General features: G+C 62.6%; 20 protein-coding genes. 1 reads left to right on the forward strand and 19 read right to left on the reverse strand.

The genetic code is table 11. The features are described 5' to 3' along the window. Positions 1–16: 16 nt before the first annotated feature. From GMST_RS08575 to GMST_RS08625, 11 genes are all read right to left on the reverse strand, one after another. Entirely contained in the window at positions 17–2,128 is a 2,112-nt protein-coding gene (locus GMST_RS08575) for a YjbH domain-containing protein (protein WP_183354230.1), read from the reverse strand. 25 nt (positions 2,129–2,153) lie between these two features. Further along, positions 2,154–3,578 (reverse strand): sugar transferase, encoded by a 1,425-nt coding sequence (locus tag GMST_RS08580; protein ID WP_183354231.1) that lies wholly within the window; start codon positions 3,576–3,578, stop codon positions 2,154–2,156. Between the two features lie 584 nt (positions 3,579–4,162). Further along, positions 4,163–4,990: a WecB/TagA/CpsF family glycosyltransferase gene (locus GMST_RS08585; RefSeq protein ID WP_183354232.1), complete on the reverse strand. Its 828-nt coding sequence runs from the start codon at positions 4,988–4,990 to the stop codon at positions 4,163–4,165. Beyond that, the gene (locus GMST_RS08590) at positions 4,983–6,176 is read right to left on the reverse strand and encodes a glycosyltransferase family 4 protein (RefSeq protein ID WP_183354233.1); all 1,194 of its coding nucleotides are present in this window, start codon (positions 6,174–6,176) and stop codon (positions 4,983–4,985) included. Before GMST_RS08590 ends, GMST_RS08585 begins: the two co-directional genes overlap by 8 nt. Further along, positions 6,167–7,369, reverse strand: coding sequence for an O-antigen ligase family protein (locus tag GMST_RS08595; RefSeq protein WP_183354234.1), 1,203 nt, complete (start codon positions 7,367–7,369; stop codon positions 6,167–6,169). The genes GMST_RS08590 and GMST_RS08595 overlap by 10 nt, the downstream gene beginning before the upstream one ends. Beyond that, positions 7,366–8,511 carry a CDP-glycerol glycerophosphotransferase family protein gene (locus tag GMST_RS08600; protein WP_183354235.1) on the reverse strand — a complete coding sequence of 382 codons (1,146 nt, stop codon included), beginning with the start codon at positions 8,509–8,511 and terminating at the stop codon, positions 7,366–7,368. Before GMST_RS08600 ends, GMST_RS08595 begins: the two co-directional genes overlap by 4 nt. Before the next feature lie 32 nt (positions 8,512–8,543). Then, positions 8,544–8,975: an FAD synthase family protein gene (locus tag GMST_RS08605; protein WP_183354236.1), complete on the reverse strand. Its 432-nt coding sequence runs from the start codon at positions 8,973–8,975 to the stop codon at positions 8,544–8,546. A gap of 13 nt (positions 8,976–8,988) precedes the next feature. Then, positions 8,989–10,938, reverse strand: a complete 1,950-nt coding sequence (gene asnB / locus GMST_RS08610; protein WP_183354237.1) for an asparagine synthase (glutamine-hydrolyzing) — start codon at positions 10,936–10,938, stop codon at positions 8,989–8,991. A gap of 80 nt (positions 10,939–11,018) precedes the next feature. Continuing rightward, complete coding sequence (locus tag GMST_RS08615; protein WP_281379993.1) at positions 11,019–12,512, reverse strand: flippase; 1,494 nt, start codon at positions 12,510–12,512, stop codon at positions 11,019–11,021. An 86-nt stretch (positions 12,513–12,598) separates the two neighbouring features. After that, positions 12,599–13,795: a GumC family protein gene (locus tag GMST_RS08620; protein WP_183354239.1), complete on the reverse strand. Its 1,197-nt coding sequence runs from the start codon at positions 13,793–13,795 to the stop codon at positions 12,599–12,601. Positions 13,796–13,841: 46 nt separating this feature from the next. Beyond that, the gene (locus GMST_RS08625; RefSeq protein ID WP_183354240.1) at positions 13,842–16,337 is read right to left on the reverse strand and encodes an SLBB domain-containing protein; all 2,496 of its coding nucleotides are present in this window, start codon (positions 16,335–16,337) and stop codon (positions 13,842–13,844) included. A 943-nt stretch (positions 16,338–17,280) separates the two neighbouring features. Between GMST_RS08625 and GMST_RS08630 the strand changes: the two genes are divergently transcribed. Continuing rightward, a complete protein-coding gene (locus GMST_RS08630; RefSeq protein ID WP_183354241.1) occupies positions 17,281–17,562 on the forward strand; it encodes a DUF1294 domain-containing protein in 282 nt (93 codons plus the stop codon). A 32-nt stretch (positions 17,563–17,594) separates the two neighbouring features. Here the strand turns inward: GMST_RS08630 and GMST_RS08635 are convergent, their stop codons facing one another. The 8 genes from GMST_RS08635 to GMST_RS08670 form a co-directional block, all read right to left on the reverse strand. Then, positions 17,595–18,155 (reverse strand): L,D-transpeptidase, encoded by a 561-nt coding sequence (locus GMST_RS08635; protein WP_183354242.1) that lies wholly within the window; start codon positions 18,153–18,155, stop codon positions 17,595–17,597. A gap of 106 nt (positions 18,156–18,261) precedes the next feature. Next, positions 18,262–19,419, reverse strand: coding sequence for an acyl-CoA dehydrogenase family protein (locus GMST_RS08640; RefSeq protein ID WP_183354243.1), 1,158 nt, complete (start codon positions 19,417–19,419; stop codon positions 18,262–18,264). A gap of 34 nt (positions 19,420–19,453) precedes the next feature. Continuing rightward, entirely contained in the window at positions 19,454–20,365 is a 912-nt protein-coding gene (locus GMST_RS08645; RefSeq protein ID WP_183354244.1) for an electron transfer flavoprotein subunit alpha/FixB family protein, read from the reverse strand. Between the two features lie 10 nt (positions 20,366–20,375). Continuing rightward, a complete protein-coding gene (locus GMST_RS08650) occupies positions 20,376–21,152 on the reverse strand; it encodes an electron transfer flavoprotein subunit beta/FixA family protein (RefSeq protein ID WP_183354245.1) in 777 nt (258 codons plus the stop codon). A gap of 244 nt (positions 21,153–21,396) precedes the next feature. After that, on the reverse strand, positions 21,397–22,542 hold the full coding sequence (locus tag GMST_RS08655; protein ID WP_183354246.1) for an acyl-CoA dehydrogenase: 1,146 nt from the start codon (positions 22,540–22,542) through the stop codon (positions 21,397–21,399). Between the two features lie 121 nt (positions 22,543–22,663). Next, a complete protein-coding gene (locus GMST_RS08660) occupies positions 22,664–23,446 on the reverse strand; it encodes an enoyl-CoA hydratase/isomerase family protein (RefSeq protein ID WP_183354247.1) in 783 nt (260 codons plus the stop codon). A gap of 225 nt (positions 23,447–23,671) precedes the next feature. Next, on the reverse strand, positions 23,672–24,517 hold the full coding sequence (locus GMST_RS08665) for a 3-hydroxybutyryl-CoA dehydrogenase (RefSeq protein ID WP_183354248.1): 846 nt from the start codon (positions 24,515–24,517) through the stop codon (positions 23,672–23,674). 53 nt (positions 24,518–24,570) lie between these two features. Next, positions 24,571–25,746: a thiolase family protein gene (locus tag GMST_RS08670; protein ID WP_183354249.1), complete on the reverse strand. Its 1,176-nt coding sequence runs from the start codon at positions 25,744–25,746 to the stop codon at positions 24,571–24,573. Positions 25,747–25,843: the final 97 nt, after the last annotated feature.

Below are 25,843 nucleotides of genomic sequence, written 5' to 3' on the forward strand. Positions count from 1 at the left end.
CAAGCGGCGCAAGGTTTCAGGTCTCCGGCGCACCGTAGCCAAGCCACGCCTCGCGCAGCCGGTCCAGGTGCTGCCGGAGGTAGGCCGGGCTCAAGCGGTCCCGGTTGTAGAGGGACTTATCCAGCGAGGGGGCCGGCTGCGGGATGATTGCCAGCGGGTACGGCGCCAGGTAGTTGAGGCTGCCGCGCGAGCTGTTCACGTTGTTGTTCTTAAGGGTCGTCTCCTGGGCGTAGGACCACTCGTCGCTGCCGCGCACCTGGAGTTTGGCCACGGGTCTCATGTCCCGGCGCGGGGTGAGCGGGAAGCTCAGCTGCAGCCCCACCGCCCGCCAGCGCTTCTGGTCGGTCCCCTTGGTGTCCTTGTAGTACAGCGACACCGCCGTATCCCGCCAAAACCGCTTGAGCTCCAGGGCCCCTCCTTCGTCCTCCGACCAGAAGCGCCCCGCCGTCCCCTCCACCGTGAGGTCCAGGGGGGCCCAGTAGTAGCGGTATGAGCCGAGGATGAACCGCGAGTTGCGTCCCGTCCCATCCTCCCGGGTCCACCCCTGCAAAAGCCTCAGGCGGTGCCTCCCCTCCCCCGGACTCCAGCGCACCTCGTTCAGCGTCCCGTAGCGGTCGTGAACCACCATCCCACCCCCGACGCTCACGCTCAGCGCGGGGAGCGGCTCGAGGGCCTGGAAGAACATCAGGCGCTCCAGCTTGTCAGATGCGCGGCTCGAGCGGTACGGCTTGCCGTCGTCGAGGTTGTCGCTCCAGGCAAGCGGGATGTCCCAGCGGGCATGCAAAAGCGCGCCGGTCCAAAGCTGGGTAGTCAGCTCGGGCTTGGCCGAGAGGAGGTAGTCGAAGGGGGAGTACTCGGTCCCGATAAAGGTGGTGAGCCCCGGGGCTATGACCAGCGAGGTGTTGAGCCAGCTGCGGTTGGCCAGTTCCCCCGGCGCCCCCTCCCCCGCGGGGGGGACGTCGATCCGCAAACCCTCCGGTGCGACCACCGTCTCCCCCGCCAAGAACCTCCTCAGCTCCTTGACCGGGGCCCGCAGCCTGAGCAGGGTCAGGTTGCGCCTCTTGACCAAGAGCTCGAGGGTCTCCCAGGAACTGCCAGCCGCCCGGCAGGCACGCCCGGCGACCAGTCCCAGGGCGTCCAGTTCGTTGTGGTTGAAGACGGCGTTCTCGTACTCGACCACCAGGGTGCTGCCCCGGCCGCCGACCCCGACGTTGAGCATGCCGTCCTGCACCAGGCGCCCGCGCAGCACCTCGAGCGGCTCCCCCTCCCCGGGGTCCGGCGCCGGGCCGGCCTGGGGCGGCGTGGCGCCCGAGAGCACCCCCTCAGGCGGGTGAGCGTCCGGCAGCGGCGCTTCCCCCCGGGGGGAAGCTGTCGCCTCCCCGTCCCCCGGTTCCGCAGCGGCGGGGCATGCGGCACGCACCCTGAAGTCGAGCGGGACGCTGAAGCCGACCGCGACGTCGAAGTTCCCGGGACGGTAGTCGAAGGAGGTCTTGGCGGTGGCGGTGAAGCGCACCGGGATCTTCCAGAACTGCGGGAGCAGCACCCGCGCCCCCAGGTTGGTCTCCCGGGTGTCGTACTCTCCCAAAAGCTCGAGCCAGTCCCACAGCTTGAGAGCGCCCCCGGCAAAGCCCCCCTTCATCCTATCCGGTCCCAGGCCGTACCCCGCCGAGACCCTGAGCGGCCCGAGCTCCTCGGAGACGACCAGGTACCGGCTCTTCAGCTTGGCCGCCCCCCCACCCAGGTCCTGCGCCCCCACGGCGAGCACCGGGACGAGCGGGTAGTTGCGGGTGAGCGCCCCGCTGGAGAGCTTGAGATTCGCCGAGAGATCGCGCCCCGCGTTGCGGGCCTCCGTGAAGCGCCCGCCCACCTCCAGGAAATCGAAGAAACCGACCGAGACCAGGTAATTGTCCTGGAAGGGCACCCTCTGGCGCCACTGGCTCTCCTTCTGGTTCGTGTAGGCGGCGTCCAGCCACCCCTCGGCGCTGACCCTGGCATCGGGGGTGTTCAGCACCCCGCTGAACCCCTGCAGGGAGAGGTTCCCCCGGGGCAGGGGCGACTCTGCGCCGGAAGCGGCCGCCGCCTGGCAGAGCAAAAGGGGGAGCAGGGCCGATTTAAGCAACTTCTTCACTGTCACCTCGCAACCTTTGCCGACGTTAGTAGGCGCCTTCCCGGAAGAAGACCACCTTCAGGGTGCGCAGGATAAGCCGTAAGTCCGTGGCGAGGCTCCAGGTGTCGATGTACTGCAGGTCGAGCCGGACCACCTCGTTGAAATCGGTGACCGAGTTGCGGCCGCTGACCTGCCAAAGCCCGGTGATCCCCGGTTTCATGCAGATCCGCTTGCGCTGCCAGTTCTGGTACCCCTTCACCTCCTCGGGGGTGGGCGGACGGGTCCCCACCAGGCTCATCTCCCCCTGGAGCACGTTCCAGAACTGCGGCAGCTCATCCAGGCTGGTCTTCCTGAGGAAGGCTCCCACCCGGGTCACCCGCGGGTCGTTCCTGATCTTGAAGATGGCCCCCTGCATCTCGTTGAGGTGCAGGAGCTCCTTTTTCCGGGCCTCGGCGTCCTGGTACATGGAGCGGAACTTCCAGCAGGTGAAGGTCCTGCCGTTCTCGCGAACCCTGGTCTGGCCGAAGAAGAGCGGGCCCGGCGACTCGAGCTTGATGGCGAGCGCTATGAAGGGGAAGAGGCAGGCGGTGATGGCAAGACCCGCCAGGGAGCCCGCAAGGTCAAGGCAGCGCTTCCAGAAGAGCTGGTCCGGGTCGGCCGGCGCGCCGCGGAAGGTGAGCACCGGCACCTCCCCGTTGAACATGCCGAGCTCCTTTTGACCCTCGAAGCGGTAGTAGAGGTTCAAGACGGTACGGCAGGTGATCCCCATCTCGCGCAGGGTGTTGATCTCGTCGGCGAACTCGTACCAGGAGTTCTCCCTGCTGCTGCAGAAGATCACCTCGTCCACCGGCTGGGCACGGCAGATCGGTACCAGGTCGGTTTCGCCGCCAAGCACCGGGTAGCCCCGAAGTCCTGTGCCGTCGAGCTCCTCGCCGGCGTCCTGGTGGCTCTGCAAGAGGCCGGTCACGTTGAACCCCCATCCCCGGTTGCGGTCCAGGATCTCGAGGATCTTGCGGGCGCTCTCCCCGGTCCCCAGCACGAGGACGTTTCGGTAGTTGTACCCTTTGTGGCGCAAGAGGTGCAGCAGGCTGCGCACCAGGAACTGCTCGGAGGCGAGAAACAGGAAGGAGAGGATGAGGAAGGTCCCGAAGAAACTTCTGCTGAAGTCGTGTTCGTGGCACAAAAAGATCATCGAGGAGGTGATGGTGCCGCCGAGGGCGGTCACCTTGGCCAGTTTGAAGATCAGGATACCCAAGGAGCTCATGCGCTGCGAGTGGTAGAACCCGTAGCGCTCCAAAAGGACGAGCCAGACCGGGACCACCACCATGAGCACCCAGGTGTAGTTGTCCAGGTCCTCGAGCCCGCCGAAGCGCACCCTCAGGTTGAACGCCGCCAGAAAGGCCGCGACCAGGAGCACCGCGTCCAGCATCGCGTGCACTTTGCGCAGAAAACTCGATCGCTGTTTGAGCATGTCTTCCCTCCCCAATGCCGCCCGGGCGGGTTCGCCCGACGCGCCGGAAGACGGCAAGTAGGATCAAAAACCCTGGCGTTCAGGACTAAACCGGATGCAGAACCAAAAACATTCTCATTCGGCGGCACCGTGCGCCGAATGATGTTTACAAAAACCGCCCATTCACGGCAGATACTTTATATATCGGCTACTTGTGCTACATACTTTAGTTGTTTTTGTAAAATTGAGAGGGACTTGAGACAATAGGGGGGTGCTCCTACACGAACATATCGTGCGAAGGAGCGTAACAGAGGGTAAGTTTGAGGAATTTGTAAGAATCAAACAGTCAGACGGTAGGACACCGAACCACGCGCCCCTACGCAGATGGACCAGTTCTGCGAACAAGACCTCGTAGGCGTCGGTGACCCGGTCCCAGCAGTAATTGCTGCGCACCCGCGCCACGGCGCGCTCCCGGGCCACGCCCCTCGCGCTGTCCGAAGGGGATCGACATTTCCCACGCTCCGCCCCTTCGGCGGTTTTCGGGAAGCTCATGCCTTGGTCGCGGTACGGTCGAATCGCGGCCTGCCGCCCGGTGGGCCGCCTCGTCAATGTCTTTCGCTCGTGGGAACCGGAGTCGCATCCCGGTTAAAGGTGCGGCGCAGCGTAAAGCGCAGCAACTGGCAGGCTGCGTACCACAGGAAAAGAGAGTTGGTCGCAAGATAGCGTTTCCACAACCTCTTCGGCTCGTTTAAGAGCCTGTGGAGCCACTCAAACCCGCTGCGCTGCATCCAGCGCGGCGCGCGTTTCACGGTTCCGGCATGGTAATCGAAGGCCGCTCCGACTCCCACGAGCACCGCGCGGATCTTGTCGCGGTGCTCTGCCATCCAGCGCTCCTGCTTGGGACAGCCCAGACCGACCCAGACGGTGCGGGCCCCCGAGGCGTTGATGGCCCGAATTACGGCGGCGTCCTCCTCCTCGGCAAGTTTCCGGAACGGGGGAGAATAGTGCCCGGCTATCGGGAGTTCCGGGAACTCCTCGCCCAGTTTCTTCACGAGGAGCTCAAGGGTTTCCGGGCTGCCGCCATACAGGTAGATGGGTTCGGCGCGCCGGGCCGCGAGGCGGAAGTAGTGCCACATCAGGTCCGGACCGTTGATCCGCTCCTGCCCCTTTTCGCCCAGGCGCCTCATCAGCCAGGCGACCGGAGCACCATCGGGGGTAGCCATGTCCGCCTCGTTAACGACCCTGGCGAAACGCGGGTCGCGGCGGCTGGTGACCACCGAGTGTGCATTGCAGATGCAGACGTAGCGCCCTTCCCGGCCTTGAGCCCACCCGGCCAGACGCGACAAGGTCGCCGGCCAATCCAGTGCATCGATCGGCGCGCCCAGCACGGAAACCGTGTCGCGCCGCGTGTCGAAACGGGCGAAATCATCCATGACGCGACACCTCTACAGCCTGCCGATAGATCTCCATGAGAGCCTCGTAGTTGGTATCCTCGGTGTACTTCCCCTCGAACTCAAGCCGTGCGCCCTTCCCCAGATCCCCCAAAAGCCCGGGAGCCTCCCATGCGCCGGCCACGACGTCGAGCAGCGACGCGGGATCGCCGGGTCCAAAGACCACGCCGCTGCCGCCGTGCCGCACGATGGACGGCAAAGGGCCGAGAGCGGCGACCGCGCAGGGGGTGCCGAAGGCGAAGGCTTCGCGCAGGACCATGGGAAACCCCTCGAAACATTCCGAGGGGAGGATCAGCAGTCGGGCCTTCGCTATCTGCGCCTGGGCATCCCGTTCGGAAAGCTGCCCCGTGAAGGTGACCGGGAGCCCCTGCGCCATCCGCTCGAGTTCGGGACGCAGTGGTCCGTCTCCGACGATCCTCAACTCCGGGGCGCCTTCCCCCCAGCGCCGCCAGGCGGTCAGCAGGGTCCGCACCCCCTTCTCGGCGGTCAGCCTCCCGACGAACACGGCATGCGGGGAGCGCTCCAGCCAGGGGAGCGCGGCGGGGCGCCCGGGATAGAAGTTTGGCTTCAGGTGGATTTTTCTCGCCGGCAGTCCGGCGGCGACCAGGAGGTCCCGCTGAAACTCGGAGAGGGCGATGAAGGCGTCAACCTGGTCGGTCCAGGTCCCGAGGGCACGGTGCAGGGCGACACCGAGGGCGAGCGGCACGGTCGCCGGGCGGCTGTCGCGATAGCAGCCGTAGCGCAACGCCGGCCACGAGGACCGGGCGTCCAGGCACTCGGTGCAGACCTTCCCGCAGCGCAGCGGAATGGCCGCCGGGCAGAAGATCCGGTAGTTGTGCAGAGTAAGGACCCGCGCGGCACGTTTCCCCACCGCATGGAAGATGCTCGGAGAGATGAGGGGGAAGGTGTTGTGGACGTGGACCACCTCCGGCCGGAACTCGCGCAGCCGTTGCCGCACGGAGCGGGAGGTCCAGGGGTTCCAGGGGGTGGCGAGGGCACCCGCGAGAAGGCCGAGCGCGCCCTTGCCGCGGATGTCGTCGCTGCGGCGCTCGAAGACGCAAACCTCGTGCTGTCTTTCCAGCAGCAGGATGCGCTCCGCGTCGAAGACGCTGTTTTCGCCCGAAGGGGTGGCTGAAGAGTAAAAGTTGTGTCCCAGCATCACGCGCATGTGTACGCCTCGGCATCCTGCTTGCGGATCGAGAGATACTGCCGGACCTGTAAGCCGGCGAACAGGAAAAACGGCACCATCAATTGAGGGCGGATGATGATCTCGGTGGTCATCGAGAGCCAGAGAAAAAGGAGCAGCAAGGAAGCGGAGAACGCGACAAGGCTCCTCGTGTCGCGGTCGCCGCGCCGCAGCAGGTAGGGCACCTTGGAGAAAATTGCACCGAGCAGCGAGTAAAAGACCAGGCTCCCCAGGATACCCAGGCATATCAACAGGTACAGGTAGCTGTTGTGAGCCCGGAACCCTTCCACCTGGAGGCTCTCGGAGAAGCGCATGGTCGCCATGGCGTCGGCGTCGAGCCCCATTCCCAGCAGCTTCCCCCGCACCCCCGCCTGGAGAAACTGCAGAATAAGCGCAAACCAGATGACGGTCCGCCCTTGGGTGTTGGCTGCGGAAAACGGGTCGGAAAAGTCGAATCCGAGCATGCCGAACGTGCGGAAATCGATCAGCGTGAAAAGCGACATGCCGACCAGGAGCAGGACCATCCCCTTGACGAGCAGCTTCCAATTTATGCCGACCGTTTTGCCGCGCCGGATCATGTGCACCAGAACCGGCAGGAGCAGGACCAGCGGCAGCGCGATGCGGGCATTCGATTTGAAAACGAGAAACCCGGTGCACAAGATGGCAAACAGGTGAAGCGGCACCGTCCGAAGTGTGACCAGCGCGGCGACCAGAAATACCAGGGCCGCAACGGCGAGATCCGTCTTGAAAAAGTACCCGCCGCTGAAGGTGGTAACGCTCCCCCAGGTCTGGTAGCCGCCACCAGCCAGAGCCAACACCGACAGCAGAAAGAGGGCCACCAAGGAGAACCAGCCTACGGCTTTGAGCTGGTCGCAGGCAAACCGGGTGTTGCGCCCCAGGTAGTAAAAGGAGACGTAGCTCGTGAACTTGAGAAAATCCGACAGTGCCATGACGCTCACGCTGTTGAACAGCGACGCCAGCACCAAGAGATAGAACAACATGACGAACTTGTCGGCCCCGCAGGGCTCGAAGGTCGTGAGGCTTTTCTTGTAAAGCGCCACGTAGCACAGCACCAGCATGGTGAAGCAGACGCTATGGACCGCCGAGAACACCTTGACCTCCCAGAGGTAATCGACGACGAATCTGGTCAGCATGAGGGCCAGAACGGTATTCACGACTCGCCCCCCACGGCTCCCAGGCGGCGCAAAAGCGCGCTCGAAGCGGCGCAACCGTCCCCCTCCCCGCGCGCCTTTTCCAGGAAGCCCCCCTCCGAGAGCATCCGCTGCAACGTTTCCAGCAAGACCTCTTCGTCTTCCACGATGGGGTGCTGCACCAGTTCGGCAAGGGGGGCGACAAAGCCCCGCGAACTGTCGAACTGTTTGAGATCGGGGCAGTAAAGGATCATCGGCTTGCCGAGGGTCTGGTACTCGAAGTACACCGACGAGATATCGGTGATGAGGCAGTGGGAAGCTCCGAGCAGCTGATAAAGCGACAGGTTCCGGGAGACCAGCTCCGCGTCGTCCACAAAGACTATCGAGGAGTACCTGTCGAACGTCGAGCGGTCCGCACGCGCCATGGGGTGCGGTTTGACGAGGCAAACAACGCCGTGACGCGCGAACAGGGCGTCCAACCGGCCCAGGTCGACCGCACCGGAAAATATGTCAGCGCTGCGGTCGCCGTCCGAACGGGAATCGCCCACCACGGCCGTGCGATAGGTGGGCATCCAGACCATGCAGAGCCGGTGCGGCGGCAACGTCAAGGCGTCGAGCGCGACCTGGTCTCGCATCAGGTCGCTGCGAGGATGATCCGCCACGAGGACGCGACTCTCGTCCACTCCGAAGGCCCGTGCCATGATGGAGCGGTACCGGGAATCGCTTGCCAGGGTATAGGTGAACCTGGGGACCTCGCAGGGGTCCTTGCCGTCGAGAAACCCGATCCGTTTGAGCGGCATGCCGTGCCAGATATTGGTGACGGTCTGTCGCGCATGCGGGCGGAAAAAGGAAAAACAGCCGTGGGTGAAGATCACGTAGCGCGCCCGGTGGTACAGGAAAATCCCCCTGAGGCTGTACCGGTAGGCCTGCGTAACCTCCTCGCCTTGCAACCAGTCCGGCGGGATTGCTCCTTTTTGGCAGGTCAGCACCAGGAGATGCAGAGAATGCTTCCGGGCGGCACGCGCCAGGGCCCTCGTCGAATCGTCGTAGTCCGGGAAGGCGTTAACGGCCACCACGCGGGGATCTTTGGGTACCAGGGTGCCGAGCAACTGCCAGATAGGCTCAAGCCACGGTACGAGGTGTTTTTTCCAGCGTAAAGACATCATAGTTTTGGCCTGAGCTCGGAGAAAACCCGCGGTTAGAGGTTCGGGAGGGCATCGTTGCGTATGCTCAAAAGGACGCTGTTTATCAGCGTCGAGGAGGTACCCTTGGTGTACGGAAAGTACACGATGCGGACCCCGACCTCGTTGAACTGCTGTTCCAGCTGCTGCCATTTGTCCGAGCTGTACCAGTCGTCTCCCACGAACATCACGTCGAACTTGATTTTCTCCCACGCCTCGAACTTGTTCATGCTTTCCTGCGGAATGACGGCGTCGACGTATCTGTTGGACCTTACTATTTCGAGGCGCTCTTCGAAGGGGATTACCGATCTCTTGTTCTTGTAACTTACCAGCTCGTCAGTAGTGACCCCAACTATCAGCTTGTCGCACATGGACTTCGCATTTCTCAGAAGGTTCAGGTGACCTATGTGGAACAAGTCATAAACTCCGGTGGTATAACCTATAACCATGTCGTTTCTCCTTTCAGGCTGCTTGATCGAAATATCTCTGCATGAACAACTCGACGTTCACCAGCATCCATATCTTCAGCGCGAAGGGGTGGCTTTTGGACAACATGTCGCTGTCGAGCCACTGTTCGACCTTCGCGGTATTGTAGAGGCCCCTGTTCCTCGCTTTGCTGCTGAGCAGGTGGTCCCGGGCATAGCTGTTGAACCTGCCGCCGAACCAGTCGTTGAGCGGAACGGGAAATCCCATCTTCTTGCGGTAGATGAGGTCGCGGGGCAGGTATTTTTCGCTCGCTTTTTTGAGGATGTACTTCGGCGTGTCGTGCACCTCGGAGATCTTGTCGCTCATAAGCCACCTGCTGGCGGCGAAATCCGCCTGCGAGTTCCACCTGAGCTTGTAGCTGGAGGGGACGGTGAAGGCGAATTCGACCAAACGGTGGTCAACAAAGGGGACCCGGGCCTCGACCGCCGTCGCCATGGTCGTCATATCGACCCGGTGCAGCAACCCCAACAGGTGAACCCGCTCGAAGGCGTACATCATCTTGTTCTCGTAGGAATGCCCCTTTAGCTGCTCGAACCAGCCGGAGAAGTGCTCCCTGAGGTTGGCGTCCAGGCCGCGCCACGGGATATCCGGGGACATAAGATCGCACTTTTCGTCCGAGCTCGTGTAACTGTAGATGCTGAGAAAATGATCGAGCTCGCTGCCAAAGGTATCGGTACGGTACTTTTTGAAGAAGTTGTCCAGGAACTCCTGGCGCTCGTTCAAGGAAGCCCCGCCAGCGGAGCCGTCCTTGAGCCGCTGGTAGTCGAAGCAGGACCTGAAAATTCTCCCGTAACCGCCGAAGATCTCGTCGGCCCCCTCCCCCGACAGGACCACCGTTATGTGTTTCTTGAGCTCCCGCGACATTTCGTACAACGACACCTCGTTCGGCACCGAAAGCGGCGCATCCTTGTACCAAACGAGCTGTTCCATGGTCTCGATGTACTTGTCCGCCGAAAGAAGGATCTCCGTGTGGTCGGTCCCGTACTGATCGGCTACCATCTGCGCCCAGGCGAATTCGTTATACCCCTCCTCGGCAAAGCCCACCGTGAAGGTCTTCACGGCAGGACCCGCCAAGCGGGCCATGCAGGCGACGACGAGGCTCGAATCGACACCGCCGGAAAGGTAGGCACCCACCGGGACATCCGCCACCATCCGGTACTGGACCGCCGAGCGGAAAATCTCGTCCAACCGTTCCAGGTAAAACGCCTCGCCTTTGTCGTGCTCCTGCTCGGCAAAGGCGCCGACGGGGTTCCAGTACTCCTTGAGCCGCGTGTCGCCGCGCCCGTTGACCTCGAGGTAGTGGCCGGGCTTGAGGGAGAGGATCCCCTTGAAGTACGACTCTTCGCCGATCGGGTGCCTGAAGGAAAGATAAGAGGAGACTGCTTCGACGTTGAGCTTCGCGGGCTCATCGAGCACCCTGAGAATGGATTTAATCTCGGAGGAAAAGGTCAGCGTTTCGGACTTGACCGTGTAGTAGAGCGGCTTGATGCCGAGACGGTCTCGTACCAAATAGAAGGTGTCGTTGGGCTGGTCGTAGACTACAAAGGCAAACATGCCGATGCACTTCTCAACGAACGCGATACCGTAGCACTGGATGCCGTAGAGAAGAACCTCGGTATCCCCCTTTGTTCTGAACTCGACACCCCGGCTCGCCAGGTCTTGCCTGAGTTCGCGATAGTTGTAGATTTCCCCGTTGAATACCACGGTGAATCTGCCGTCCGCAGTCGTCATCGGTTGTTTGGCTTTCGCATCGAGATCGATGATGCTCAGGCGGCGATGCCCGAAGCTGTAACGGTCGGTGAACGCTACCCCCCAATCATCGGGCCCGCGGTGGCTCTGCAAATGGAGAGCGTCGGTAAAACGATCCCGCGTGGCGAAACGTCCCGCTTCGCGGCGCATGCCTATCTGTCCGAAGATTCCGCACATACCTTATCGTCCCTTCCTGCCTTCGTTTTTATTACCCCGACCACAGACAGCCCGCGGTAGCCGAGCGGTCACCCCGGATCTCAGCGCCCGGTCCCCGGTGCTTCGGGTTCCTGCCGCACACGTTCTGGCTTTTCCGATCGTGAAAGTGAGGTCTGGACCAGTTTCCGTATCGCGGTTTTCTGTTCGTCGTCCAGGGTACAGACGGCGCAAACCGCTACCGCAACACCAAAAAGTGCCAGCGAAGCCCCGATCGAGGTTGCCTTCAGCTGCCAGGCAACAACCGAGCCGGCACCAAGCAGCGCCAGCGACGCCACGGCTCTGCGCTCGAGGTACATGCACCCAAGCGCACGGTAGGTGAACCCCAGGTACATGAGGTTGAGGAAAACATGGGTCAAGACACAGGCGACCGCGGCGCCCCTTATACCCCAGATCGGGATAAGGAACACGTTGAGGGCGAGGTTCACGAAAAGGGAGCTGGCCACCCCGATCGCCCGAAGCCGCTGGTTATCCGAAATAGTGATGAGCAGTCCGTAAGCCCCTCCGAAGAAGCGCAGGAATATCACCGCAGAGAGGAGCTGCAAGACGGCGACGGACTGCAGATACCCCGGGCCGTACAGAAGAGATATGGCCTGGTCGGCATAGAGGAAAAGCGAGAGCGAAACGATGCCGCCGACAACCATGAGGTACCTGTTCAGCGAGAAACCGTACTCTTTGAACCGTTCACCGTCTGTTTTGAAGCTGGCCGACACAAGCGGCGTGTACGATGAGACCAGGACATCGCACAGGACCATTGTCGCGCTCACGATGCGCATCGCCGACTGATAGTGGCCGATGTCGCTGTTACCCTGGTAATAGGAGATGAGCACGGTATCGAGTTGAAAATAGAGCACCGCGATGATGGCGTGCACGCCAAACGGCATGGTCTTTAAAAGGAGAGCCTTGCTATTTTCGAGATGAAAGGAGAGCTTGGGGCGACCGACCTTCTGCACCAAGAGTCGGTAGCTGTAGGCGAAGTACAGCAATCGGGCGGCGAAAAAAGCCAAGGCGACACCGACGGTTTCAACCCCAAGGAAAAGCAGCACCGAGACGAGGACGATCTGGAGCAGGTTCAACACGATGGTGGGGTACATCTCGTACTCGAAGAGATTGAGCCCCCGGAAAACGGTGTTGAAGTACAACCCGAAGGAATAAAGCGAGTAGCCGGCCCACAAGATGGCGATGATGAGGCGGAGGTCCCAGGAGTACCCCATGAAGGCTGCCAGCGCCAGCAGACCGAGCGACGAGGGGATCACCAGCAGCAGTTTGGTGGCAATCACCTCGCCTGTGAGCTCGACCGTCCGCGCGGGATCCGCGGCGACCTCCTTGACCGTGTACAGGTTGAAACCGTAGTCCAGAACGACGAGGAAGATGCCCGCCAAGGACGAGGCCAAGGCAAACTTCCCGAATTCCTCCGCACCGAGGAACCGCGCAATCACGATAAATAAAAAGGCGTTGGATAAAAATCTGAGCCCAAAGCTCACCGTGCCGAACAGGGAGTTCCTGAAAAGCGCGCTCAACGCAGGCCGTCCTGGCACGACAGGAAATGCACCGGACTGTCGCCGTTTGCCGCGGCCAAAGCCGCGGAAGAAACCTTTTGGGGGGCGGTATCATGAGGCATGCATCACCTCTTTGCCGTATGAAGCGGCTTCAGCTTCAGCATGTTGCGAATGAGCTTCCAGCGCTCGGAGTCTTCTTCCGACATCCTCTCCTTCGATTCGCAAAGAAAGGCATAAAGGGTCGCCAGCACGCCCATTACTACTGTGGCCCCCAGTACGATCAAGATCCTCTTTGGTTTGACTTTCTTGTCGGGAACGGTCGCCGTTTGAATCACCTGCACTCCGTCGTTTTTGTTCCCCTCACTGAACTTGGCCATCTCGTATTGCTTGGTGAGGAGCTCGAACACCGCCTCTTGCACCCTGAACTCTCGCATCAGCCGCACGTACTCCTGCCCCAATTGCGGGACGGAACCAACCGAAGGGATGGCACCTTGCTTGTCGCTCCCCTCGATCCTCGCGATCTGCGCCCGCAGTTTTGCCATGCTCGCCTGCAGCCCCTGCACCTCCGGACTGGTGTCGGTCAGACGGCTGCGCACCCCGGCTAGTTGGACCTCCTGCACCGCGAGCTGCGCTTTAAGGTCGGCAACCCCCAGGATGGAGACCTTTGCCTGTTCGGGTACGTCGAGGACCTTGTTTTTCGATTGGAACTGTTTCAAGGCATCTTCCGCCTTGGAAAGATCCTGCTTGGTCTTTGCAAGGCGCTCTTCCAGATAGCTCCTGTTTTGGCCGGCGCTGGTAAGGTTCAGTCGCACGGTCAAGCGGCCCAGTTCATCGGCAAAGGCATTCGCCATATCAGCCGCGAGTTTCGGATTTTTATCCTCCACGGTGATGGAGATAATCCCGTCCTTTTTCCCGGCGGCGATGTCGGTGTTTTTGTCCAATTCCTTGTAGGTATCGAAGCGGTTGTCCTTGTCATAGACCTGCATCAACTTGAAACGGTCGATGACCTTGTCCTGGATCTCTCTGCTGTTCAGCATGCCGACGTACAGGTCGGCGGTCGTCCCCTTGCCGAGCAGGTCTCCCGCCAGACTGGCCATGCCGCCTGACATCGCGTTCATCATCCCCACCAGGCTGCCGTCCTGCTGAGGGGGCAGGATCATCGCCGTACTGCTGTAAATCTTGGGCAGCATGAAGGAGACCGCTAAGGAGACGACAAAAGTGGCAGCACTGACTTTCGCGATCATCCGCCAGTGTTTGGCCATGACCTCCAGGTAGTCGAGCAGGTTCACCGCATCGGGGTTATCGGTAACTTTTCGTTCCATTTAGTAAACTCCGGGAGCTTCGTTTTGCTGTCTGTGCAAGGTCCGACTAGAGTCCGGCGGCGACCAACACGCCGGCGGCGAGTGCGGTCTGGCCGAGGATGTAGGCGATGTCCTTGATCTCCCTCATCCAGGCCACCTTTTCGAGCCGCTGCGGCACCACGATGGTGTCGCCCGCGTCGAGCTTCATGGAGAGGAAAGAATCGAAGAAGAAGCCGCGCACCTCGCGCCGGCTCACCACGGTCCCGTCGGCACGCACCACGTACATCTCCATTTCCTCGGCGCTGGCCGTCGGTCCGCCGGCCTTCTTCAGGTAGTCCTGGACGGTCTGGCCGGGGGTTTCCACTGCGGTGGTCGGGTTGTAGACCTCACCGAAGATCATCACCGAGTTGGTGGACTGGGGGATGTCCAGGGTATCCCCCCCCTGCAGCTCCAGGTCGTAGGCGGACCCCTTGAGCCGCTCCAGCGGGGTGAGCTCCAGCGACACCCTCCCCTCGGCCTTGGCCTGCTTCAGTTTGTCGAGGCTGGTCTTCATCGATTCCAGGGTCGCCTTGGTCGCCTCCAGCTCGTCCTTCGAGGAGGCCACCGCGACGAGCTCTTGCTGCTTGCGCGTGAGTTCCCTCTCGGTGCGCTCAATCACCTCGTCCATCCGTTTCTGCTGCAGCTCGCGGGTCAGCTTCCGGGTGAACTTGGCCGCCTTCAGGTAGGCCTTGCCGGTGTACCCCCCGGCGCGCTCGATGAGCGAGCTGAGGTGCTCCCCCTTGACGATCGGGTAGACTCCCGGGAAGCGGACTTCTCCGGTCAGGGTGCAGTAGCGGTCGGTTTCCTCCTTCCACTCGGGAAGCCGGCGCACCATCACCTCGTCGAAGTTCTCCAGCGGGAGGTTGGCCGTCGGGTCACCCCTGAGCGCAAGGTCCAGGTCGACGTTGATCAGGCGAGACTTCACGCCGTCTTTAGTGATCAGAGAGCGGGAGATCTCGGTGCTCTTCAAAAACGCGGTCTTCTTCACGTTGCCGGCGGCGAGCACCAGGTCACGCAGCGTCGTGTTGGGGAAGATCCGGTACACCCCCGGGTTCTGCACGTCGCCGCTGATACGCGCCTTGGGGATCTCCTCCATCTCCCAGCGGGAGAAGACCCGGATGGTATCGAACTCCTGCAGCAGGATGTTCTGGACGGTATCGCCCTGCTGGGCCAGTCGCAGGTTAAGGTAGAGCCGCTCGGTGTGGTGGTCCGGGAGCACCAGGCGGGTCAACTCTACGGTCTCCGGCCAGTACTCGGGGAGCATGTTGTCACGGGTGGCAACGTCGGCCAGGCGCATCCCGGGCTTCAGGGCATAGCCGCCGGGGCGCAGCACGTAGCCGTCCAGCACCACGTTGTTGCGCACCGTGAAGTCGATGGGGAAGATCCGCACCAGGTCCATGTCCTGGAGCTGCACCTGGGCCAGGTGCGCCTGGAGCGCATCAGGGGTGAGTTTCAGGTCGAGGTCCAAGTCGGCCACCACCTTCTTCTGGTTCTGCACCACGCGTGAGATCTGGATGCGCTGCAGATAGCCGTCGGCCGACACTCCGCCCGCCAGGTCGATGACATCCTTCAGGGTCGGTTGGCCGATGAGCTCGTAGATGGCTGGCTTTCTCGCGTTGCCGGCGATACCCACCAATTTGCCGTGCACCGGGACGTTGATGGTGTCTCCGGGACGCAGTCGGATGTCGTGGCTCTTGTCACCCTTGAGGAAGAAGTCGTAGAGGTCGACGTTTTCCACCACCTTCCCTCCGCGCAGCACCTGGATGGACCGCAGCGACCCCTCCTTGGTTGGCCCCCCGGCAGCCGAGAGCGCGTTGATCACGGTGGAGAGAGCGCTTATGTCGTAGTCGCCCGGAGCGCTCACCTCGCCCACCACGTACACCTTCATGAGCCTCAGTTTCCCCATGGTCACGTTGAGCTGCACGTTCTTAAAGGTACGGGAGAGAGCGCTGCGCAACACCTCGCTCACCTTGCCGAAGGGGACCCCCCAGACCCGGGCAGCACCCACCCTAGGGAGCACCACCTCGCCGCTACGGTTCACCTCGAGAGGCAGCGTCATGTCGACGCTCCCCCACACGGTGAGGATGATGGTGTCGCCCGGCCCGAGCAGGTAGTCGGGACCTACCGGTATGTCGACCTGGGGAGCGAAACTGGTGGGCTGGCGAAAGAAGTTGTAGCCGAACTGGGTTAGTTTTCCAATCCGGAAGGGTTGCGGTTTCTGGATTTTCTCGTCCTCGGCAGACATCGCCTTTTCGGCACTGGAGGGCTCGCTAAAATCGGGTGCTAGCTGCCCCGGTAGAAGGTTTGGCTGCGGGATGACGCCGTTTCCAGGTCTGCCGAACTGGTTCACCAAGGCGTCCCTGCCGGACAGAGGCAGGTTCTGGTTGGGAAGCGAACTAAGCCCTTGGTTCTGCCAAGCCGGGAAGTTGCCGTTTAGGCCAGCGGCGCCAGGGATACCCGGCGTCAGCCCCGGCATGGTACTACCGGTCACCACCCCGGGCGCGGCAACTCCGGTGGCCGCCATCCCGACGCTTCCCGGGGGTATCGACGGCAGCGGCCCGTTGAGCCCCATTACCGCCGGACTGCTGAGGACCGCAGAACCGCCCATAGCCCCTACACCGCCCATCCCTGTCGGGTCGTACACGCCGTTGCCACCAACCATGCCCGTGCCTACCATTCCCGTCGCGTCGACTATGCCTGTCGAACCGACCATGCCCGTCGAACCGGCCATGCCTGTCGAACCGACCATTCCCGTCGAACCCAGAGCACCGTAGCTACCGAGACTCCCATTCTGGGTGGCTGAACCTGCGCTACCCACAGTGCCACTCTGAATTTGGTTCCCGCGGTAAGGGTCGCCGATAGCGTTGCCGGCTGCCTGACCGGTAGCCGTGGTGCTGGAACCGCTCAGTCCGGTGGGGGTGACATACAGCCCGGCCGCAAAGACCGTTTGGGCGAAGAACAGCATAAAGACGCTGGCCAGAGTCCTTTTTTTCATAGTATCTATCTTTCCTTGTGGTGTCTGTGTCGGGGAAACTATCCGTCTGCGGGGATACTCACATGTCGCAAAAATCAAGATTAGAACTGTCACAGAAACACACATTGAACTTTGTGCATTCCCAATCGCAGACATAACGTCTTATCCTACAGAGTGTGAAACTGTGATCGAATATACCTCAGAGATTTTTGCAACCTGTGTACCAAAATCAAATTGCGCATAGTTTGAACATGTTCAGCGGAGAAGCCGGGGAGAAGTCATAATTTTGAAGGGGGAGCATGAGGTGGGGTGTCAACTTTTTGTTGACAAGAAGCCTTCCGAAACGGATACGCGAGCCTTAGGCGTGGCAGACTGGGTAGGCGTTTCGCCGATGCGTTCTCGGGTCAAGGGACGAGATAACTCAGACTTGACGTGGGGGGCACGCTCGCGGTAGTAGTGGACCCGGTGGCCGATTCGGGCAAAAGGGGGGAACATGGCGGGGCACGGCATAGAGATACTCGTCTGGTACTATCTCGCCGCCAGCGGGGTCAGTTTTCTGTTCTACCTGGTGGATAAAGCTGCGGCTCGCAACGGGCGGCAGAGGATTCCAGAACGGGTGCTGCATCTTTGCGATGTAGCCGGTGGCTGGCCGGGTGCCGTGCTCGCCCAGCAATTGCTGAGGCACAAGACCAGGAAAACCTCCTTCCAGCTCGTATTTTGGGGAAGCGTGCTTTTAAACTGCGGCATTCTGGTCCTGTTGCTGTCCCGACTCTGAATCGAGGTGCCGAAGCCGGAGGTCGCCAAACCTCACGGCACGATATTCACCTCGGTACCTACCTTTATCCTGTGCGCCAGTTCCAGCCCTTCCTGGTTCCCCATCACGAAACAGCCGCCGGTCACCCGCCGTCCCACCCGTTTGGGATCGTTGTTGCCATGGATCCGGTAGATGGCACCCTTCCAGGTCTTGTGCGACAAGGAGATCTTGAAGGCCCCCATGTAGTTCAGCGGATCGCCAGGCGGCACCGCCTTGGGTAGTTCGATGCCGCGGCCGCGGAACACCCGGCGGGAGTAATCGGTAGGGTACCACCAGGGATTGAAGGATATCGCCGTCACCCTTCCGGGACCGACCGGAAAGGTCTTCAGCCCGCGCACCACCGTCCCCACCGGATATTCGGCTACCGCGACAGGTTCCGCGCCCGCACTCCTCTCGAAGAGGGTGAGCAGGTTACGGCTTATGCTGATTTCGACGTAGTAACTGGGCGAGGTGCTGCCGGGGTCGGTTGGAGACGTTGCCGGAGAGGATGCTTGGGCAAAGGCAAGCGGTGTGGAGACGATGAGGGTGACGATGAGCAGCAAGCGGGTCAACATGGCTTCCGTCCCTGCGACAGACGGGAAAGGCGGAGGTCGCACTCGGCAACGCGGCGGATGAGCCGGCGTTTCCTTTCCTGCCCCCATGATAGCATGGCGGCCGGGGTCAGATGAAGCTGCGCAGCACCTCGCGGGCGATGATGAGCCGCTGGATCTCGTTGGTCCCCTCGTAGATGGAGGTGATGCGGGCATCGCGGGCGTAGCGCTCCACCGGATAGCTCGCGGTGTAGCCGTAGCCCCCCAGCATCTGCACCGCCTTGTAGCAGGCGCGGTTGGCGGCGTCGCTCGCGAAGAGCTTCGCCATGGAGGCTTCCTTGGCGAAGCCTTTGCCGGTCTCCTTGCGGAAGGCGGCGTTCATCAAAAGGAGCCGGGCGGCCTCGAGTTCGGTGTACGAGTCGGCGATCATCCACTGCAGCGCCTCGAACTCGACCAGTTTGCGGTCGAACTGCTCCCGCTGCGCGGCATAGGCCGTGGCGAAGTCCATGGCGGCCAGGCCGACACCCAAGGCCAGCGAGCCGATGCCGATGCGGCCGCCGGCCAGTTCGCTCATGGCGATGCGGTAGCCGTCGTTGAGCCGCCCCAAGAGGGCCTCCCTAGGGACCCGGCAGCCGTCCAGGAGCACCTCGTTGGTGGCAGAGGCGCGCTGCCCGGTCTTCACCTCTTCCCGCCCGATCACAAGTCCCGGCGTCCCGGCCTCCACCAGAAAACAGCTGATGCCGTTCCCCTTCCCCGCCGCCGGGTCGGTCACCGCCCAGACCACGAAGACACCGGCGTACGGGGCGCTCGTGATGAAAACCTTGGTGCCGGTAAGCCGCCAGCCGTCGCCGTCCGCTTCGGCCCGGGTGCTGAGGGCTGCGGCGTCGGAACCGGCCCCCGGCTCGGTGAGCGCGAAACTCGCCGCCGGGTAGCTCCCGGAACAGATCCTGGGGAGGTAGCGCAGCTTCTGCTCCTCCGACCCCACCGACTGGATCAGTTCGCAGACCATGTTGTTGACCGACACGGTGACCGCAGTCGAGGCGCAGGCCCGGGCGATTTCGGTGATGGCCAGGCTGAAGGCGACCGAGCCGGTCTCCGAGCCGCCGTAGGCCTGGTAGACGTTGAGCCCCATGAACCCGAGCCCGGCCAGTTCCTTAAGGTTCGCCAGAAACGTTTCCCGGTCCCCCTCCCGGTCCAGCCGGGCGGCCACCGGCGCCAGCCGCTCGCTGGCAAACTGGCGCGCGGTCTCCTGGATAAGTTTCTGTTCTTCGCTGAGGTCGAAGTTCATACGAGATTCCTGAAACCTGGGCGGCTTCCCCCTCTTACTTCGCCAGTTTCGCGGTGAGCGCCGGCACGAACTGCATCACGTCGGCTACCACCAGGACGTCGGCCACCTCGCCGATCGGGGCGTCCTTGTCCTTGTTGATGGCGACGATGAAGCCGGACTTCTTCATCCCGGCCAGGTGCTGGATCGCGCCGCTGATCCCGCAGGCGATGTAGAGCTTGGGGTTCACGGTCTGGCCGGTGGTCCCCACCTGGTGGGCGTGATCTACCCAGCCACCGTCGACCACGGGGCGGCTGGCGCCCAGCTCGCCCCCCAGCGCCTTGGCCAGCGCCGCAATGGTCGGGACGTTCTCGGGCTTGCCGATGCCGCGCCCGGCACTGACGATCACCTCGGCCTTAGTGAGGTTCACATCCTTAGCCACCGCCGGCTCATACCCCAGGAAGTTCACGCCGCTCTCGCCGGCCGCCTCCAGCGGCTGGACCTGCGGCGTACCGCCCGGTTTCAGCACCGGGAACGCGCCACCCTGCAGGGTGAGGACGGCCGGTGCCCCGTTGGGCTTGACCGTGCGCCGCATCTTCATGTTGCAGCTGGGGAGTTCGAAGGCGCCGTCGGCCACTCCCACCACCTCGGAGAGTTGCGGCGCCTTCAGTGCGGCCGCCACGCGCGGAGCCAGGTCCCAGCCGTACGAGGTGTGCCCGAAGACGATGTAGTCGGGCTTTTCCTGTTCGACCGCGGCGAGGATCAGCTTCTTGTGCAGGTCCGGGTTGTACTCGCCGTACTTCGCCGCGTCGGCCAGGTAGAGCTTCCCGGAAAAGGCGGGGAGATCGTCCTGGCGTCCCACCAGCACCATGGCGCTCTCGGCGCCCAGCTTCTCGGCAAAGCCGAACAGTTCGTAGTTGGTATCGAGAAACCTGCCTTCTCGGCATTCGGCAATAAGCAGTGTTTTCATGGCATCCCCCTTAGCGCAGCACCGTGGTCTTGTCGCGGAGTATGTCGAGCAGCTGGTCGACCTGCAGCGCCACATCCCCCTCGAGCACGATCCCCCCGGACCTCTTGGGCGGCGGATAAAAACTAACGGTAGCCGAGCGCGCCTCTTCGTGCAGGAGATCCGCCATCGGGAGGGTCAGGATCTCCTTCTTCTTCGCCTTCATGATGTTGGGAAGCGTCGGGTAGCGCGGCACGTTGAGGCCGAGCTGGCAGGTGACCAGGGCCGGGGTCTTCAGCTGCACCCGCGCCTTCAGGCCTCCCTCCAGCTCCCGGCGCACCGTCGCGGTCCCGTCGGCGTACTCGAAGCCGACGATGGTAGTAACGCTGGAGAAACCGAGGATCTCGGCGAGCGTTACCCCCACCTGCGCCGAGCCGCGGTCCTGCGACTGGAGCCCCGTGAAGATCAGGTCGAAGTTCTCACCCTTGGCGTAGCCCGCGATGGCCGAGGCTATCTGCCAGGGATCCTTCAGGTGTGCCGCGGGATCCTGCACCTGCACCGCGCGGTCGCACCCCATGGCGAGCGCCTTCTTGAGCGCCTCCACCACCCGGTCCGGCCCCACCGAGAGCACCACCACCTCGGGCTCGCCCCCCAGTTGCTCTTTGAGCTGGACCGCCTGTTCGACCGCGTACTCATCGTACTCGTTCATCCGGAAGGCGAGATCGGTATCGGAGTACCAACCCCCCGCACTGTCCGGTTTGAACCGTGATTCCATATCCGGAACCTGCTTGATGCACACAAGGATCTTCATATTTACCTCCTGATTCCCCGGTGGAAGATAGTGAGACCGACGTTTCAGATAAAAGCGTTCAAGTTACCACTGAGAGAAACGACCTTGCAGGATTTAGATTAGCAGAGGGCCCTGAGATAAAGCAACAGCCCATTTTCGGAAAACTACCTGTATCTATAAGTAGTTGAAAGTCCGTCACCACTTTCGCGGGGCTTTCCGATGAGTCAGAGAAGCAGGGGCTAGGGACTGGGGGACAAGGGAGCGACTAGCGGTCGGCCAGCAGCAGTTTCGAGATCACCACCCGCTGCACCTCGTTGGTCCCCTCGTAGATCTCGGTGATCTTGGCGTCCCGGTACATGCGCTCCACCTCGTAATCGCAGATGAAGCCGTAGCCGCCGTGGATCTGGATCGCCTCCTTCGTTACGAAGGTCGCCGCCTCGGAGGCGAGCATCTTGCTGAGCGCAGAGTCGAGGGTGTAGTTTTTCCCCGCATCCTTGAGCCAGGCAGCCCGGTAGGTCACTAGCCGCGCCCCCTCGATGCGTGCGTGCATGTCGGCCAGCTTGAACTGAATCGCCTGGTTGTCGCAGATAGGTGCGCCGAACTGCTTGCGCACCTTCGAGTAGGCGAGTGCCCGCTCGAAGGCACCCTCGGCGATCCCGAGCGCCTGGGCGGCGATGCCGATGCGGCCGCCGTTCAGGGTGTCCATGGCGATCTTGAACCCCTCCCCTTCCCGCCCCAAGAGGTTCGCCGCCGGGACCCGCACCTGGTCCAGCGCAAAGGCGGTGGTGTAGCTGCCGCGGATCCCCATCTTCTCTTCGTTGCGCAGGACCTCCACACCCGGCGTGGTCAGGTCCACGATGAAGGCGGAGATCCCCTTGTGCTTCAGCGACCGGTCCGAGGTGGCGAAGACGATGCCGGTGCCGCGGTAGCCGCCGTTGGTGATGAAGATCTTCGAGCCGGTGATGACGAAGTCGTCCCCCTCGCGGCGGTAGGAGGTCTTGATCGACCCGGCGTCGCTGCCGGCGTCCGGTTCGGTGAGCAGGAAGCAGCCGATGGACCTGCCGCTGGTGAGGTCGGGGAGCCAGCGCCGCTGCTGTTCCTCGTTCCCGAAGCTCAAGATCGGGCCGCAGCAGAGCGAGGTATGGGCGGAGATGAGCACGCCCGAGGAGGCGCAGGCCTTGGAGACCTCCTCGACCACCAGGATATAGGAGAGCAGGTCCATGCCGGCGCCGCCCAGTTCCTCGGGGAGGTAGCTCCCCAGGAGCCCCAGGTCCGCCATCTTGGCCACCAGGGCATCCGGGATCATGTGTTCCTCGTCGATCTGCCGTGCGATCGGCTTCACCTCGTGTTCGACGAACTCGCGCACGCTGTCCCGCAGCACCTTGTGATCCTGGCTCAGCTCGAAATCCATGTTCCCCCCTGCTCCGCTGCTACAACATCGTCACGTCTCGAAGATCCCTTGAGGCCGCCGTCGCACTGCAAGCTTCCAGGCTCACCTCCGTCTCGGGCAATTCGCTGTCAATTGTCCATTGTCAATTGCCCGTGAAGTTTGCCTTGCGCTTCTCCACGAACGCCGCCATCCCTTCTCTCTGGTCGGCGGTCCCGAAGAGCACGCCGAAGAGCGCCGCCTCGTAGCGGAAGCCGTCCTCTTTGGCCATGTCGAGGCCGTGGGTGATGGCATCTTTGGCGTAGCCGACCCCGATCAATCCTTGCGCTGCGATGCCGCGTGCCGTCTCCAGCGTCTTGGCGAGGAGCTCCTGCGCCGGGAAGAGCTCGTTCACCACCCCCCAGGCCTCCGCCTTCTGGGCCGGGATCATCTTGCCGGAGAAGATGAGTTCCTTGGCCCGCTTGGGACCGATGAGCCGCGCCAGGTTCTGCGTCCCGCCGAAGCCCGGCATGATTCCGAGCGTTACCTCGGGGAAGCCGATCTTGGCGTTTTCGCTGGCGTAGAGGAAATCGCAGGCGAGAGCCAGTTCGAGCCCACCCCCCAGCGCGTAGCCGTTCACCGCGGCGATGACCGGCTTCTTCATCTTCTCCAGGGCGAGCAGCACCCGCTGTCCCTTGAGGGCGAACTGGTGCGCGCCAAGCGGCGTCATGGTGGCCATCTCCTTGATGTCCGCCCCCGCGACGAAGGCCTTCTCGCCCGCGCCGGTGAGGACGACCACCTTCACCTCGGGGTCCAGTTCCAGCTGGTAGAAGGCGCACTCCAGTTCATTCAATAGCTCGCTGTTCAAAGCGTTTAGGCTCTGCGGGCGGTTCACGGTAAGCGTGGCGACCGACTCCGAAACCTCCAGCAGCAGATTCTTGAATTCCATTTTCCCCTCCTGAAAAACAAAGGCAGGCTAGCCACGGAGGCACGGAGCACACGGAGATAACCTCAAATAAAACGATTCACCCCGGTCGGCGCTCTCGCGTTAGCGCTCAAGGCCGAACAACCATGAAAGGACTCTCCCGAATGCCTGAGAAGCCCCCCGCACCTAAGCACCTTGCGAGGTTTGCCGTTCTCCGTGTCCTCCGTGTCTCCGTGGCAAAACCCGCCGTTAATAACTGAAAAAGCCCTTGCCGGATTTCTTCCCCAGATGCCCCGCGTTCACCATCTTCACCAACAGCGTACAGGGGCGGTACTTCGGATCCTTGAAACCGTCGTAGAGCACGTTCGCGATGGCGAGCACCGTGTCGAGCCCGATGAAATCCGCCAGGGTGAGCGGCCCCATCGGCTGGTTGGTGCCGAGCTTCATGCCGCGGTCGATGTCCTCCGCACTCGCCACCCCTTCGTAGAGCGCAAAGATCGCCTCGTTGAGCATCGGGATGAGCACCCGGTTCACGATGAAACCCGGATAGTCCTGGGAGAGCGCCAGTTCCTTGTCGAGCTTCCCTACCAGCTCGCGGGTCACCTCAAAGGTGGCGTCGCTGGTCGCGTGCCCGCGGATCACCTCGACCAGGGTCATTACCGGAACGGGGTTCATGAAGTGCATGCCGATCACCTGCTCGGGACGGCGGGTGGCGGAGGCGATCTTGGTGATAGGGATGGAAGAGGTGTTGCTGGCGAGGATGGCGCCGGGCTGCACCACGGCGTCGAGTTTTGCGAAGATCTCCAGCTTGAGCGGCTCGTTCTCGGTGACGGCCTCGATGCAGAAGTCGCATCCGGCGAGCACGGAGAAATCCTGCGTGGTGGCGATGCGCTGCAGGGTCTCTGGCACCAGGCTCTGGGGAATCGCCCCTTTCTTCACCTGGCGCTCCAGGTTCTGCCCGATGGCGCTACGCGCCTGCTCCAGCTGGGCCGGGGCGATGTCGTAAAGCGTAACCTCGAAACCTTTCAGGGCGAAGACATGGGCGATGCCGCTCCCCATCTGTCCCGCCCCCAGTACGCCGATCTTCTGGACCACGGCTCCCTCCTTGTGCGCCGGCTCCAGTGTCCGGCAGTCATAACAGGTACCGGCTAGACGCGCTCGAAGAGCGCCGCGACCGCCTCGCCGCCGCCGATGCACAGCGTCGCGAGGCCGTAGCGGGCCTGACGCCTTTTCAGTTCGCGGACCAGGGTCGCCGCCAGCCGCCCGCCGCTTGCCCCAATCGGGTGCCCGAGCGCGCAGGCGCCTCCGTTCACATTCACCTTCTCAAGCGGCAGCTTGAGCTGATTCTGGGCCAGAAGCACCACCGAGGCGAACGCCTCGTTGATCTCGAAGAGGTCGACCTGGTCGGCCCTCAGCCCCGCCTTCTCCAGCACCTTCTGGATGGCGGCAACAGGAGCCTCCGGAAAGAAGTCCGGGTGCATGCTGGCGGTGGCGTGGGCCACCAGGCGCGCCTTGGGGGCCAGACGGTGCCGCTTGAGCCCCTCCCCGCTGGTGAGCAGGCAGAGTGCGGCGCCGTCGTTTATGGTGGAGGCATTGCCGGCGGTGATGGTGCCCTCGGGGTGGAAGGCAGGACGCAGCGCGGCCAGGCGCGCCAGCTCGCTCTTGAAAGGTTCCTCGTCGCGCTCCACGGTCTGGTTGCCGTCACGCCCCTTCTTGACCACCGGGACGATCTCCTCGGCGAGGATCCCCTTCTCCACCGCCTCGCGGGCCAACTGGTAGGAGCGCAGCGCGAAGGCATCCTGCTCCTCGCGGGTCAAAAGGGCCCGGCGCGCACTGTCCTCGCCGATCTCCCCCATGTGGCGTCCGGTGTAGGGATCCAAAAGCCCGTCGACGAGGAGCAGGTCGAGCAGTTCGCCGTGCCCGAGCCGGTAGCCGCTACGCGCCTTCTTGAGCAGGTAGGGTGCCTGCGACATGCTCTCCATGCCCCCGGCGATAACCACTTCCGCCTCGCCGAGCCGGATGCTGTCCGCGCCGAGCATGATCGCCTTCAGGCCGCTGCCGCAGACCTTGTTGATGGTAAGCGCGTGCACCTGGTCCGGGATCCCCGCCGCCCGCATCGCCTGACGCGCCGGCGCCTGGCCGCTGCCGCCCGAGAGCACCTGGCCGACGATCACCTCGTCGATCGCCTCGGCAGGAAGCGAGCTGTACTGCAACAGGGCTCGCATCACCCCCGCTGCCAGCTGGTGCGCCGGCTGATCGGCGAGCGCACCCATAAAGGAGCCGAAAGGGGTTCTCAGGGCTTCCACTACATAGACTTCGTTCATGACTCAACCTCCGCGCAGGCAGGACTAGCGACAACACACTATACGCCAGCTTACCTGCAAGTCAAACTCACTGTAAACATTTGTGTAATGGGCAGTA

Origin of the sequence: Geomonas silvestris (assembly GCF_014193515.1) — a bacterium.
GTDB lineage: Bacteria > Desulfobacterota > Desulfuromonadia > Geobacterales > Geobacteraceae > Geomonas > Geomonas silvestris.

Excerpts from the sequence above, each read along its gene's own strand:
- GMST_RS08580 (WP_183354231.1), bottom strand. The coding sequence starts at position 3,578 with ATGCTCAAACAGCGATCGAGTTTTCTGCGCAAAGTGCACGCGATGCTG.
- GMST_RS08585 (WP_183354232.1), bottom strand. The coding sequence starts at position 4,990 with ATGGATGATTTCGCCCGTTTCGACACGCGGCGCGACACGGTTTCCGTG.
- GMST_RS08590 (WP_183354233.1), bottom strand. The coding sequence starts at position 6,176 with ATGCGCGTGATGCTGGGACACAACTTTTACTCTTCAGCCACCCCTTCG.
- GMST_RS08600 (WP_183354235.1), bottom strand. The coding sequence starts at position 8,511 with ATGATGTCTTTACGCTGGAAAAAACACCTCGTACCGTGGCTTGAGCCT.
- GMST_RS08605 (WP_183354236.1), bottom strand. The coding sequence starts at position 8,975 with ATGGTTATAGGTTATACCACCGGAGTTTATGACTTGTTCCACATAGGT.
- asnB (WP_183354237.1), bottom strand. The coding sequence starts at position 10,938 with ATGTGCGGAATCTTCGGACAGATAGGCATGCGCCGCGAAGCGGGACGT.
- GMST_RS08620 (WP_183354239.1), bottom strand. The coding sequence starts at position 13,795 with ATGGAACGAAAAGTTACCGATAACCCCGATGCGGTGAACCTGCTCGAC.
- GMST_RS08625 (WP_183354240.1), bottom strand. The coding sequence starts at position 16,337 with ATGGCGGCCACCGGAGTTGCCGCGCCCGGGGTGGTGACCGGTAGTACC.
- GMST_RS08630 (WP_183354241.1), top strand. The coding sequence starts at position 17,281 with ATGGCGGGGCACGGCATAGAGATACTCGTCTGGTACTATCTCGCCGCC.
- GMST_RS08635 (WP_183354242.1), bottom strand. The coding sequence starts at position 18,155 with ATGTTGACCCGCTTGCTGCTCATCGTCACCCTCATCGTCTCCACACCG.
- GMST_RS08640 (WP_183354243.1), bottom strand. The coding sequence starts at position 19,419 with ATGAACTTCGACCTCAGCGAAGAACAGAAACTTATCCAGGAGACCGCG.
- GMST_RS08645 (WP_183354244.1), bottom strand. The coding sequence starts at position 20,365 with ATGAAAACACTGCTTATTGCCGAATGCCGAGAAGGCAGGTTTCTCGAT.
- GMST_RS08650 (WP_183354245.1), bottom strand. The coding sequence starts at position 21,152 with ATGAAGATCCTTGTGTGCATCAAGCAGGTTCCGGATATGGAATCACGG.
- GMST_RS08655 (WP_183354246.1), bottom strand. The coding sequence starts at position 22,542 with ATGGATTTCGAGCTGAGCCAGGATCACAAGGTGCTGCGGGACAGCGTG.
- GMST_RS08660 (WP_183354247.1), bottom strand. The coding sequence starts at position 23,446 with ATGGAATTCAAGAATCTGCTGCTGGAGGTTTCGGAGTCGGTCGCCACG.
- GMST_RS08670 (WP_183354249.1), bottom strand. The coding sequence starts at position 25,746 with ATGAACGAAGTCTATGTAGTGGAAGCCCTGAGAACCCCTTTCGGCTCC.